We start from the raw sequence: 13,828 nt of genomic DNA, 5'->3' as shown, positions 1-13,828 counted from the left end.
TTCATGCATAAAGTGTATGAATAAATAGATACTGAAAATAAAGTATGTGTGTGAAAAGGATTTTAGAAAGAGGTAAATAAATTGAAAAACGCTACACGGTTCATTGTGTTTGATATCGAAAGGAATTTTAGGCCGTATAAATCAGAAGATCCGTCAGAAATAGTAGATATTGGAGCTGTAAAAATAGATGTGAGTACAATGAAGGTTATTGGAGAATTTTCAGAGTTAGTAAAACCAAGTGCCCCATTAACTCGTCATACAACAAAATTAACTGGAATTACAAAGAAAGATTTAATTGGTGTAGAGAAATTCCCTCAAATTATAGAGAAATTTATTCAGTTCATTGGAGAAGATTCTGTATTTATTTCATGGGGAAAAGAAGATTATCATTTTCTATCTCATGATTGTACATTACATGGCCTAGAATGCCCGTGTATGGAAAAAGACAGTAGATTTGATTTGCAAAAATTTGTTTTCCAGGCTTATGAAGAATTGTTTGAACATACACCAAGTTTACAATTTGCAGTAGAACAGCTCGGCTTAACGTGGGAAGGGAAACAGCACCGCGCTTTAGCAGATGCTGAGAATACAGCAAATATACTTCTTAAAATATATAGCGAGAGAGATATTAATAAGCGATACAAGAGACATGGTGAGCTTGAACTTGTAAAGAACGGAAAACTAACAGAAAAAGCGAAAAAAAAGATGCGAAAATGGGTGTTTAAAGAACTGAAGAAACATGCAGAACGACCATTTGTGTGGAGTACATTTGAAAGTAGTGAAACGTGGGAAAGTATAACGGAAAGGTATTATATAAGTGAAAATACAGTAGAACTTCTGAAAAAACATTTCCCTACAGCGGTGAGAAAAGCGGAGCGGCAGCTTAAATATTTGGCTGAGATGGAGGAGAATGCACAGTCTAGGTGACATTCTCCTCCATTTCTAGCTATATAAATTTAAAGTCATCGTATTGACGGATGAGTAAAGTATTCAAATTTAATTAGGAATCAATTTGTTGTTGTAATTTGGCTATTATAATTGCTTTGAAAATTAAGGCGTCGTAAGAATCTTAAAATATATTAATAAAATAAGAGCTCATAAAAATGAAAGAGGGTACAGTTAAATGGAAGCAATCTTTAACATTTTAACTGTTTTATTTTTTATATTATATTCACATCACTTTTTATTTTTATTACACTTCCTCTTATAGTAAAAAGGAGTTAGAAAAAGCTTAATATATCTTTAAACCGCGGTGGATTAAAGATTAAAATTGAAGAGTAAGATAAGCGTTATATATATGGGAGATGCGATGATGATAAATTTGGATATCAAAGATATTAACGTAAAGATGGAATTAAACGGTGTCTTTTGGAATGAGGATAGGATTGCTGAAATGATGGTGACTACAACAGCAGAACATTCTCTTATTCTTCATATATTAGTTGACTTAGAAAATAAAACTATTTGTGCCATGAGTGCCACGATAGTGAATGGGTTCTGCCCTCTGTGCAAACAGAAAAGGGACGAATGCAGTGAACTTAATGACCCACAAAATAAAATGGATATTTTAGAAGAAACCTACGATTGGGTGAGAGAGCATCCAAAATATCGTTTTCAATTATCTTTTTACGAGTACAATAAATTTGAGGTAGTAAAGTGAAATTTTTATTTTAATAACATACATAGTGACTATAAGGAAAAACATCAAAAACTTATAGAAGGACTGGGTCTATTAGTAAAAAGTGAAAAAATTGTAGTACGTTGTATACAAGAACATATTGAAAAGGATATTCCAAATGGAAATGTGTTTGTACAACAAGGAACGAATTTATTTAGATACTGCAACAAATTTTATCTTAAATCAAAAAAATTTAATACATAAGCACATCTTGTTATAAAGCAGAGAAACCGATTCTTAGTAGAGTCGGTTTTTAAAGTAAACGTCAAGTAAGTCCAAAATAAAAGAGCGCTTTGTTAATAGCGCTCAGTAAAAAATAGTTATAGGGAAGCATTTATTCAATGTTAGAATCAAAATTTTTAGTATTGTGTGGTCTCACTTGTAGACACATAGTTGTTATTTAAAACATGTTTATTGGTTACTTGATTTTCTTTATTCAACCCCGTTTGGATCATATGAAAACTGTTGCTTATTCTCAATCCGCTCAATCACATCTTGCAACTCATCTGGCTTCAGAAACTCAATAGGAGAGAAGCCTTTTTCAAACGTAAGTGTATCAGCCTCAATCATTAATACGTATCGGTCATTTACCTTTGCGATATGTATTTGATCCCCGAAATCAGCAAGCAGGGCCTTCACAGAGATATGATCTGCTTTTAGCTTTAATTCCACTTCAGGAGCATGCTCGACGATTTGAGCGGTAGCTTCCATTACTTCTTCGGTTGAAAATTGTTCCATAATTTCACGTTTCGGACTGGCAGCCCATACTTCCATTGCTTGGTCGAATTGTTCACGTTCTTCCGTACCTTCTTCAAATACATCTTCAATTTGGTCATATACCATGTCCATTACTTGTGTTTTCATAATTTCAGGCATAGAGCGTTCGTATTCGACGAATTTTAAGAAGTCCTCGAAGTAGCGGGCATGTGATGCTTGGTGTATTTTTAGTTCGCCTACTTCAACCATACCTTCTTCAGGCATGTACGGATATTGGATAGATTTCATATTCTTCGTTGTGATGGCCATTTCAACGTTACGAATAAGCGTTGATTCATCTGAAATAGAGGCAACTTTCGGTTCAAAGTCACATTTCATAACGAATACAAACGGGTCATCAAAGTATTTACGTAGTTTTGCTTGAGCAATTAAAAATACACCACCACGAACAGCGCTTGTGTCAAGGTATGTATAAACGAGAGGCTCGCTCATATCTTTGAAGTTTTCTTTTGTTTCTGCAAAACGAATACGATTAAATAGGTTGTAATGAGGGTTTGAATCGAGTTCGTGCCCTTCTTCTACAATAAAGCGCCCAATCTTTGTTGGGGCTTGTTCCGTTTTGGCATGACGTTCTACTTTTCGCTTTGAAATTTTTAATAATTCACCATTCAAAAATTCTTTTAAAGAGCTATCTTCATATTCTTCAGCGTCTAATGTTTGAAAATGTTTATAGCGTTTATCAACTGCTTCGCCTTTTCCTTCTACTTGTACAACATAAAAGGAAAGGAAATTTATTTCAAAATCCATATTTATCACCTTGTTTCATTTCATTAACTCTTATCAGTATAGAGATGGAGAAAACTTTCGTCAATTTATATAAGGAAGGGAAGACCCTTCCTTATATATTTTTTATTTTCAAAATTAAAATCCGTCTTCTAGCGCTGCAAATGGAATGTTAAGTCTGTTTTCTACTGTACGTAAACGTTGATTTAAGCGATTTAGTCTACGTGTATGGCGCTCAACAGTATTTTCTAATTGACGTACTCTTTGCTCAAGCTCATTTACTCGTCGTTCTAGTTGACGGTTTCCAGTACCAGGGAAAGAGATTGGAAGTTGAAATTGTCTATTTTGGTCATATGGATTAACTTGTTCTGTTTGATCTATATATTGTTGGTATTGTGCTTGTAAATCATATTGCGGCTGATAACCGTATTGGTTATATGAATCATATGGATTGTAGGGGTACATAAAAACATCCTCCATTTCTTTAAAATAGGTTAAATACACGATACTGTATGTGTAAAAGCGGAGCAGTGGCACGGCAAATACCTAATTATATTTACGTGATTTACTTTTATAAATAAGAACAGGGAGTTGTTACATTTGTTTTTCATTTATTTAATGGTATATAATGGATAGAAGGGGAGAGGTTACATAAAGGTTACAGATTTGCTAAACTTACATTTTCATAAAAATATGTATAGACATTTACAAAAGAAAAGAGTAATTTAAATAGAGTAAAAAATAACTTGTAACATTTTATAAACATATTGTAAAATGATTGTAACAAAACATACATAAAAATGAAATAATACATAAAAGCAGTGTTGGGGAAAAGGAGAGAGTATATTGTTCCGTAAAATAAAGGGTATTTTAGTTGGGGTGCTATGTGTAGCTGTAGTGAGTGGTTGTGGTACAAAAGTAAGTGATGTTGCATTAGTAAGTGATATTGGTGGACACACTGTCGCGGCTAAAGCAGAAGTGCAGGATTCTATTAGTTTAGTTGATAGTCGAACAGGTACTGAAGTGAAAAAAATAGATTTGTCTAGTTTAGGCTATTTTGAAGACGAAGCAAAATTTAAAAAATCGGTAACGAAGGTTGCTAGTGAGGTTGGGAAAACCGTTGATAAAAAGATGGTTCCATCACGTATAGCACCTGATGGAAGTTGGCAAGAAGGAAAACCTTCTTATGAATTAATGGAAAAAGAATTAGTAGATAAATTGTTAAATGTTGGTATGTGGGATTCTTCATATCAGTTACCGATCACAGAGAAAAAGCCTACGGCAACATTAAGTGATGCGCAAGGAAGTGGTACGGTAATTGGTAGATATGAAACGAATTTAGGTGGATCAACAGGTGGCCGTATTGAGAATATTCGTTTGTCAGCGGCGAGCATAAATGGAGTTGTATTAGCAAAAGGAGACCGCTTCTCTTTTAATGCATTAATCGGTGATACAACGCCAGATAAAGGATATCAATTAGGAAAAGAAATTGTAGATGGTAAATTAGTAGATGGATATGGTGGGGGTGTTTGTCAAACATCTTCGACTTTATACAATGCAGCAGATCAAGCTGGTTTGAAAATGGTAGAGAGAACGACGCATTCTAAAACAGTAGGTTATGTGCCACAAGGAAGAGATGCTACAATTGCATATCCATACTTAGACTTAGTATTTGAAAACACGAACGACGCACCTGTGAAGCTTTATATGGGCATTCAGGGCGGAAAGTTAGTTGCTGAAGTACATAAAATGAGATAAGAGTTATAAAGTCACTTTTTCTGAAAGTTAGAAGAGGTGGCTTTTTTATTAAGAAAATAAAAATATGTATAAATTCTGACTTTTCTTATTTACATAGGGTGATTTTGATTGTATTCTTCATAGTAACGGTTATATGTAATGGAAAAATATTGGGATAAGGAGATGGAGTTATTCATGGTACAAATTCATCCGAAAACACGTATTGGTCATGTTGCATTTAAAGTGAAAGATTTAGAACGTCAAATTGCTTTTTATGAGAATGTAGTAGGCTTAGAAGTAATTAAACAAGAGGGGAATAAAGCGTATTTATCTGGAAAGGGTGGTAAGAATACGCTGCTTGTTCTTGAAAAGTTGGAGGATGGGGCACTACAAGAACCACGTACGACTGGTATATATCATGTTGCTTTTTTAGTTCCGACTCGTGAAGCTTTTGCTTCGGCACTATTTGGGGTTCTTCGTAATAAGAATGTAATTGATAGCCCGGCTGAACAAGAAGGGCGTTATACATATTCAAATGAAATTTTACCAATTTCAAGGTTTAATAGTGCAAGTGATCATACGTATAGCGAAGCGTTTTATTTACAAGACTTAGAGGGTAATGGAATTGAAATATATGCAGACCGCCCGCGCGATCAATGGGGAGAAGGACCAGGAGGAAGTACACCACTTGATTTAAAAGAATTGGCAACGCTCGTTGATTATGAGTTTGCTGGTTTACCTGCTGATACTGTCGTTGGACACGTACATTTACGAATAGCTGATGTAGAAAAGTCACATGAGTTTTATGTAAAGACTGTAGGCTTTGAGGTACAACAGCGTGAAGAGGATTGCTTATTTATTTCGGCAGGAGGCTATCATCACCATATCGGTGCAAATACGTGGAACGGAGTAAATAATCCGCACCCACCAACACATGCAACTGGACTAAAGGTATATACGATTGTACTACCGCATAAAGAAGCGTTAGATGAAGTGAAAGAAAGATTAATAGAAAAACAACATGAAATAAATGAAACTACAAATGGATTTACAGTAGTAGATCCAAGTGGTATTACAGTACAGTTTGAAATAGAAGTAGCATAAAACAAGCCAGAAAGTGTGTAATCACTTTCTGGCTTGTTTTTAATTATTCATAGTTCAATCCAATACCTTCTTACAATATTTCCATCTTCCTCAATGAAATCATCATCACGAAGCCCGCCGTTATGTAAGATTGTTTTTTCTGATCCTGTATTCACTTCGTCACAAACGACAAGTACTTTCTCGATGTTTAATTCCTTCGTTTTTTCTAGCGATAACTCTAATAACTTCGTAGCATAACCTTTTCTTCTTTCAGAAGGGCGAATGCCATAACCGACATGACCTCCAGTGTTAAATAAATGTTCGGTTAAACTATGACGTATATTAACAACTCCTACAATTTTATTTTCTTCTGTAACGAGCCAATACGTAGAGTCTGGTACCCAAGATTCAGGAAGGTTTACTCCGTTATGTGCATCGAGTAATTCTTGAATCATAGCTGGAAAGTTAGAAGGGTCCTTTGAAATAACCCACGGAATCATCGTTTCACCGCTCTCTTTCCATTCGTTATAAAAATCTAAGTATTCTTCTTGTAAATCAGTAGTAGGTGTAATCAAAAAGACATTCATTGCTAGTAAACTCCTTTTATTTATGTTTTATTTCACAAAAATCAAGGCAGAAAATGAAAGCGTTTTCCGACTTTCTCAACCTCATTTCTTGCACTTCATATGCAATTTTTAACTGAAGATAAGTAAGGTGTTGAACTTAAAGGTTTTTTTGTATGAGAAATAGGTTATCTTGTTTATGCTAATATTTAAAATATTAGCATAAAATCGTTGGGATAGTAAGTGAATTTAGATGGAATGTTTTTATATCGATAAATGGATGTGTGTGATAATTTTTGTTTTATCCATCTATAATGAATGAAAGGGGGAAGTGTTCGTGAGCTTACATATTGATTTTATTTTACGAATTGGTATTGCTGGTTTATTAGGAGCAATGATTGGTATTGAAAGGGAAATTCGATCAAAAGAAGCTGGATTAAAGACTCATTTCCTCGTAGCGGTAGGGAGCGCTTTAATAATGGTTGTTTCGAAATATGCCTTTTCAGATATTATGTTTGAAAATCATATGTCCCTTGATCCAAGTCGTATTGCAGCGCAAGTTGTTAGTGGAGTAGGTTTTTTAGGTGCAGGTACAATTATTATTCAAAAACAGGTAGTGAAAGGATTAACGACAGCGGCTGGTTTATGGGCTACAGCAGGAATTGGATTAGCAATTGGAGCGGGTATGTATGTAGTAGGGATTGGAGCTACGATTCTCGTTTTAATTGGGTTAGAGATTGTAAGTCGTATTTTTAAAGTGCGATTTTTATTTCCGCAAAATATAACAGTGCAAATTTGTATGAATAAACATGAAACGGTACAACAAATATTAGAGAAGCTTCATATGAAAGGTATTCCAATACTTTCATATGAAGTGGAATCTTTACAGCAAGATACAGGTGTAGTTTATAAGGTAGGAATGCAGCTGAAAAATATATCACCTGAAGAAAAGAATGCATTCATTCAATATATACAAACATTACCAGAAATAACGTTTGTAAAGTTAAATTCATAGCGTTGAAAAAGAGGTTAGATGTAGCAGAAATTTTGCTATTATCTATCCTTTTTTGACACAACTCGCATGGAGAGTCAAGCGTTAATTTTGCTATGAATGGATACATATGTGAACGTTACCTTATTTTTTCTCAATACATAATAAATAGTCAGAATAGTAAGGTATTAGTGCGGGACACTAAAAAATGTAAGGTAGGGGAGAGTATGAAAGGCTATTCAAAAAAAGTTTTAGTAGGGGTAAGTTTTGCTAGTTTACTGTTAGGGAGTTTTCAAGGGAGCATATCGGCGGAAAATACTAAGGAAGAGCAAGTTTCTTATCGAAATGTGCTCAAAATGGAGCCAGTTGGTGTGCAATTTCCAGTGCAAGAATTAGCTCATTCATCAAAAGTGCTAGAAAATAAGTCTTTTGAGAAAAGGCTACAATTTGCTGATTTATCGCAAAGACCGCCAGAAGTAAAAAAAGAAAGTAAACAATTAGCTGTAGCGAAAACTTATACAATTGCTGAATTAAATCAATTAAGCAATCAGCAATTAGTAGATTTACTTGTAACAATCGACTGGGAGCAAATTACGGGGCTATTTCAGTTTAATAAAGACAGTCTAGCATTCTATCAAAATGATAGTAGGATGCAGGCGATTATTGATAAATTGAAGCAGCAAGGGCAAACTTATACGCAAGATGATTCAAAAGGGATTGAGACATTAGTAGAGGTATTGCGATCTGGGTTTTATTTAGGATTTTATAATACAGAATTAAGTAAACTGAATGAACGAAGCTATCATGATAAATGCTTACCTGCATTAAAAACCATTGCGAGCAACCCGAATTTTAAGCTCGGTACATTAGAACAAAATAGAGTTGTATCATCATACGGAAAATTAATAGGAAACGCTTCGAGTGATGTGGAAACGATAACATCGGCTGCGAAGATTTTTAAACAATATAATGATAGTTTTTCTACATTGGTAGATAATCTTTCAGCTGGAAATGCGATTTACGATATTATGCAAGGTGTGGATTACGATATTCAATCATATTTGTACGATACGAGAAAAGTGCCGAAAGATACAGTATGGTATCAGAAAATAGATAGTTATATTAATGAGCTAAGTCGTTTTGCATTAATGGGAACGATTACAGCGAAAAACGGATGGCTTATTAACAATGGCATTTATTATACAGGTAGACTCGGTACGTTCCATAGTACAGGGACGAAAGGGTTACAAGTTGTAACAGATGCGATGAACATATACCCGTACTTAGGGGAGCAATATTTCGTAGCAGCTGAGCAAATCGCGACAAATTATGGCGGAAAAGATGCAAATGGAAATATGGTTAATTTAGATCAAATACGAGAAGATGGTAAGAAAAAATATTTACCGAAAACGTATACGTTTGATGATGGTGCAATTGTTTTAAAAGCTGGAGATAAAGTGACTGAGGAAAAAGTAAAACGTCTATATTGGGCAGCGAAAGAAGTGAAGGCACAATTCCATCGTACCGTTGAAAGTGACCAGCCATTAGAAAAAGGGAATCCAGATGATGTATTGACGATGGTTATTTATAATAGTCCAGCAGAATATCAATTTAATCGTCAATTGTACGGGTATGAAACGAATAATGGTGGTCTTTATATAGAAGGAACAGGTACATTCTTTACTTATGAACGTACACCACAAGAAAGTATTTATAGTTTAGAAGAGTTATTTCGACATGAGTTCACGCATTATTTACAAGGTAGATATGAAGTGCCAGGACTATGGGGACAAGGTAAGATGTATGAAAATGAAAGATTATCTTGGTTTGAAGAAGGAAATGCTGAATTTTTTGCAGGAGCAACGAGAACGGATAATATTGTACCGAGAAAGAGCATTATAGGAGGATTATCTTCAAATCCAGCAGAGCGTTATACGGCCGAGCGAACGTTAAATGCAAAGTATGGAACGTGGGATTTCTATAATTATTCCTTCGCTTTACAATCGTACATGTACAATAAGAGGTATGATATATTTGATAAAGTTCATGACCTTATTAGGAAAAATGATGTGACAGCATATGATGCATATCGCTCTGCGTTAAGTAAAGATGCGAATTTAAATAAAGAGTATCAAGACTATATGCAAATGTTAGTTGATAATCGTGATAAATATAATGTTCCGTTAGTATCAGACGATTATTTAGCAACGCACGCACCGAAACCAGTTTCAGATATTGCAGCAGAAATTACGGCGGAAGCAAATGTAAAAAATGTATCTGTAAAGAAACATAAATCACAGTTCTTTAATACATTTACACTACAAGGAACATATACAGGTACTGCTGCAAAAGGAGAATATGAAGACTGGAAAACAATTACACAAAAGGTGAATGATACGTTAAAACGTTTAAGTGCAAAAGAATGGACAGGCTATAAAACAGTAACAGCTTATTTTGTGAATTATCGTGTGAATGCATCAGAACAATTTGAGTATGACGTTGTGTTCCATGGTATGAATACAGAAGAAGGAGCTGTGAATAAAGCGCCGGTCGCAGTTATAAATGGTCCGTATAGCGGAAATGTGGACGAAGCAATCTCTTTTAAAAGCGATGGATCAAAAGATGAAGATGGAAAAATCGCTTCTTATAAATGGGAGTTTGGAGACGGTACTGTAAGTAATGAACAAAACTCAACGCACATTTATACAAAAGAAGGAACATATACAGCGAAATTAACAGTAACAGACGATAAAGGAGCAACTAATACTGCTACAACGAGTGTGACAGTTAAAAAGAAAGAAGATAACAGTGTAGAAAAAGAGCCAAACAATTCATTCCAAACAGCAAATAAACTGCAGTTGAATCAAATTTTACGTGCTAGTTTAGGAAATGGTGATACAAGTGATTTCTTTGAAATAAATGTAGAAACAGCTAAAAACCTTCAAATCAATGTAACGAAAGAAAATAATATTGGAGTAAACTGGGTTCTTTATTCAGAAGCAGATTTAAATAATTATGTTACGTATGCCCAGCAACAAGGAAATCAACTAGTAGGTAGCTACTATACGTATCCAGGGAAATATTATTTACATGTGTATCAGTATGGTGGGGGAACAGGGAATTATACGGTAGAAGTGAAGTAGTAAAAGGGAATTTGTTTTTTTCAATGAATAGCAAAAAGATCTATGCTTTTAATGAAAAAACAACTGTAGACAATGACTCTAATGACATTAACAAATTAAGTGTCGAGAGATCTTATATTTAAATTAAACAGATTTGAACAGTAAATGAGATGAAATCGATAAATTATTAGTTCATCAAAATGTAAGAAAAGTAGTGAATTGTAAGTACGTTTAATTAAAGGATCAGAGTTTATCTATTTTTACAGATAAACTCTGATCCTTATTATTTGAAAGTAAGATAATTGATACGTAAGGTAGCGGAATTTTTAAAATTCATTTATTTAAAAAGTTAAGTAGAAAATTTTTATTATCTAAATAACTTTCATTACATTAGCAGGGGATACTAATAGAAAAGCGTGTCCCTTTACCTAATTCACTCTCTATCTCTATATCTCCGTTTAATTCTTTAATAATACTGTAAGCAATCATAGTACCAAGTCCAGTCCCTTTTTCTGTTGTTGAATAAAACGGCAAAGCAATTCGTTTTATTTGTTGAGATGACATTCCAATACCTGAATCAATAATGTTAATTATAATATTTCCTTTTATTTTTTGTATATTTATTTGTAAAACTCCACCATTTTTCATAGCCTCAATTCCATTTTGTATGATGTTGTTTAGACAGAGTCTGAATTTTTCGGGATCCCCATTTATATAAAAGGAATCTGTACTATTTTGTTTTATTTCAACTTTGTATGATAGAGCAAGTGGTGAAATAGTGTCTTTCACCTGATTTAAAATGTAATTAATATCTATTTTCTCTTTTAGGGTATTCTGTGGTTTGGTTAAAGATAAATAGTTATTGATAGTAGATTGTATTTGCTGCATTTCAATTAACATGATTTCTAAGTACTGATCCTGAGATAGCTTAGAGGCATGTTTTTCATTTAATAATTGAGTGAATCCATGTACCGTGGTTAGTGGATTGTGGATTTCGTGTGCAATTGACGCCGCTAGTTCGCTAGCTATATAAAATTTTTCAGCCCGTTGCAGTTTTTCTTTCATTTTATATTTCTCAATCATTCCCTCTATTAAATAAACTGATAATAATAATGTGAAAATATTAATGATTATATAATTTAATAAAAATTCTATGAGAGTAGCGTCTATTTTACCTCCTGTATTTATTTGAGTTACAATACCGCAGATAGAAAGTGAAGCTGTACATACTAAAATAAGGAGTAAGCTTAATAATATCTTTTTTTCTTTAAAATGCATAGGTAATAAGTAACGGAAGAGCATTGTTATACCAGAAATAATTGTAAAGATAATAAATGATGGAAGAACGCCATTTCCACCTAAGTAAAAGCGATAAGAAAGATATAAAATTCCTATAAGAACAATGTTTTTTGTATTTCCATACAGAAAAACTAATATGATAGGAATAAAACGTAAATCATAAATAAAGCCAGCATGTAAATGAAAAGGAAAAGTCATACAAAAAATAATAGCAATAGAGGAGAGAGTAGAAATTAACATATTATTACATGTTATTTTTTCTTTAAATTCTAGCCAAAATACGTGATAGCTAAGGATACAAATTATTATAATAAAGGTATTTAATAAGAGAGTAGAAATTCCCATAGTTTTGCATCTCCGATAGTTTGTAAGTAGTATTATGTATAAGTTGGACCTAGATGTTTAGTATTAGTAGACTTTCTATCTAAAAAAGGAAGGGTACTTGAAAAAATGTTATTATATTACTCGTATTAGAATTGATGAGGAAGATAGAAAAAATAATAGATAAAAAATCTACTTGAATTTATGTACATATGAAATTAGAAACTAACTTTTGTATAGGTAAAATTGAGATTGAATTACTGGTAAAATAATGGGTTTATGAGTGTGAATATTCTGTGAAAATAATATATATGACGACCATTGTTTTGTAGCTTTCGTTATATTAACATGGAATTTACCGAATTACAAAGTGAAAATTTTAAATTTTTTTATTCATATAATTTATCTGAAATGAAAACACTGTTCACTCGAGTATTATTGTAATGAATCGTATACATTTTGTGTGAAAAAACCTTTGAAATTAACATGTTCTTTTTTATAAAACATAATAATGTAGCTTTATCTATGTGAGTTACTCAATAAATGTTAATACGTAAAGTTATTATATGTATATTTAAGGATATGAATTATTACATAAAAACGCACTTAAAAAAGAATGTATGATGGTAATAGAATACAAACATCAAGGGGGAACTTAAAATGAAGTTAAATAAACTAATGCTTAGTTGTGGAGTGATTTCGGCATTAACACTTGGTGTGTTAGGGAATAATACTTATGCTGAAGAAGTGCACAAAACGAATGATGCAATTAATATAGTTGAACACGTTCCTGCAGACATATTATTAACTCAAACAATGGATTATAGTGGAGAGGCTGTCACTTCTTTTGTATATAATGGGAGTACTGATTTAAGCTTCTTTATGAAAAATAATGGCCAAAATACAATGGGGTATAGTGTAAAAGGCCCAAATACGGAGTTAATTGCTGGTGGTTATATAAGGCCTGGAGAACAACAAATTAATGTTACAAATGTACGGAATGCTTTATCTCCATTACCGATTGGAACATATAAAATTTACGTTTCAAATGATGATGGTTCTAAGGGACAATTCCAAGTTGCAGTAAGATCTATGAATTAAATTTAAAAAACCTTGTTTATGAGCTGATTTGATTTTTACTTTCTGGAAAGAGATGATATTGACCCGAGAGTCCCCCATAAAAGTAAAAACGAGCATCCTTATGTGAAGTGACCCCTAAAAGTTAGACACGGTTATTTCATTAGGCAGCTTGATCCAAATGAGTCCGGTATTGCACCGGGCTCATTTTTAATTTTGCCTTTATCCGTTTCGTATTATAATAATCTACATATTTTTCTAATTCTATTTTAAAATGATCTACACTTTCAAACTCTTTTATGTAGAGGAATTCCGACTTCATGATCCCGAAGAAATTCTCCATTACTGCGTTGTCATAACAGTTTCCTTTTCGAGACATACTCTGCACAATACCTCTTGATTCAAGTGTCCGGGCATATTGTTTCATTTGATAATGCCACCCTTGATCTGAATGCAT

The 13,828-nt window shown here is 33.3% G+C and carries 12 protein-coding genes; 7 read left to right on the top strand and 5 right to left on the bottom strand.

Going from position 1 to position 13,828, the window contains the following annotated elements; translation table 11 throughout:
• Nucleotides 1-81 precede the first annotated feature (81 nt).
• Nucleotides 82-927, top strand: coding sequence for an exonuclease (locus tag JDS98_RS19315; protein WP_000786433.1), 846 nt, complete (start codon nucleotides 82-84; stop codon nucleotides 925-927).
• Nucleotides 928-1,312: 385 nt separating this feature from the next.
• Entirely contained in the window at nucleotides 1,313-1,660 is a 348-nt protein-coding gene (locus JDS98_RS19310) for a hypothetical protein (protein WP_141523508.1), read from the top strand.
• 450 nt (nucleotides 1,661-2,110) lie between these two features.
• Here JDS98_RS19310 and JDS98_RS19305 read toward each other — a convergent pair whose 3' ends face one another.
• The gene (locus tag JDS98_RS19305; protein WP_000345023.1) at nucleotides 2,111-3,202 is read right to left on the bottom strand and encodes a DUF3900 domain-containing protein; all 1,092 of its coding nucleotides are present in this window, start codon (nucleotides 3,200-3,202) and stop codon (nucleotides 2,111-2,113) included.
• 114 nt (nucleotides 3,203-3,316) lie between these two features.
• A complete protein-coding gene (locus tag JDS98_RS19300; protein WP_000283717.1) occupies nucleotides 3,317-3,643 on the bottom strand; it encodes a hypothetical protein in 327 nt (108 codons plus the stop codon).
• Nucleotides 3,644-4,024: 381 nt separating this feature from the next.
• Here JDS98_RS19300 and JDS98_RS19295 point away from each other — a divergent pair, with 381 nt between their 5' ends.
• Together JDS98_RS19295 and JDS98_RS19290 are read left to right on the top strand one after the other, a co-directional pair.
• Nucleotides 4,025-4,936: a VanW family protein gene (locus tag JDS98_RS19295; RefSeq protein ID WP_000488650.1), complete on the top strand. Its 912-nt coding sequence runs from the start codon at nucleotides 4,025-4,027 to the stop codon at nucleotides 4,934-4,936.
• A gap of 174 nt (nucleotides 4,937-5,110) precedes the next feature.
• Nucleotides 5,111-6,019 carry a VOC family protein gene (locus JDS98_RS19290; protein WP_097958372.1) on the top strand — a complete coding sequence of 303 codons (909 nt, stop codon included), beginning with the start codon at nucleotides 5,111-5,113 and terminating at the stop codon, nucleotides 6,017-6,019.
• 47 nt (nucleotides 6,020-6,066) lie between these two features.
• Here the strand turns inward: JDS98_RS19290 and JDS98_RS19285 are convergent, their stop codons facing one another.
• Entirely contained in the window at nucleotides 6,067-6,585 is a 519-nt protein-coding gene (locus JDS98_RS19285; protein ID WP_097958369.1) for a GNAT family N-acetyltransferase, read from the bottom strand.
• 313 nt (nucleotides 6,586-6,898) lie between these two features.
• Between JDS98_RS19285 and JDS98_RS19280 the strand changes: the two genes are divergently transcribed.
• Nucleotides 6,899-7,576 carry an MgtC/SapB family protein gene (locus JDS98_RS19280; protein ID WP_000052096.1) on the top strand — a complete coding sequence of 226 codons (678 nt, stop codon included), beginning with the start codon at nucleotides 6,899-6,901 and terminating at the stop codon, nucleotides 7,574-7,576.
• 203 nt (nucleotides 7,577-7,779) lie between these two features.
• Entirely contained in the window at nucleotides 7,780-10,695 is a 2,916-nt protein-coding gene (gene colA, locus JDS98_RS19275; protein WP_199634216.1) for a collagenase ColA, read from the top strand.
• Between the two features lie 369 nt (nucleotides 10,696-11,064).
• On the opposite strand, the gene JDS98_RS19270 is transcribed toward colA, so the two are convergent.
• A complete protein-coding gene (locus JDS98_RS19270; protein WP_000513020.1) occupies nucleotides 11,065-12,318 on the bottom strand; it encodes a sensor histidine kinase in 1,254 nt (417 codons plus the stop codon).
• 636 nt (nucleotides 12,319-12,954) lie between these two features.
• Between JDS98_RS19270 and JDS98_RS19265 the strand changes: the two genes are divergently transcribed.
• Nucleotides 12,955-13,395 carry a hypothetical protein gene (locus tag JDS98_RS19265; RefSeq protein ID WP_000773479.1) on the top strand — a complete coding sequence of 147 codons (441 nt, stop codon included), beginning with the start codon at nucleotides 12,955-12,957 and terminating at the stop codon, nucleotides 13,393-13,395.
• 139 nt (nucleotides 13,396-13,534) lie between these two features.
• On the opposite strand, the gene JDS98_RS19260 is transcribed toward JDS98_RS19265, so the two are convergent.
• On the bottom strand, nucleotides 13,535-13,828 hold a 294-nt coding region (locus tag JDS98_RS19260; RefSeq protein WP_199634215.1), incomplete at its 5' end, for an IS3 family transposase.

The sequence above is a fragment of the Bacillus cereus group sp. N11 genome (assembly GCF_016483605.1).
Taxonomy (GTDB): Bacteria; Bacillota; Bacilli; order Bacillales; family Bacillaceae_G; genus Bacillus_A; species Bacillus_A toyonensis.
This window is presented reverse-complemented; position numbering and strand designations above follow the sequence as displayed.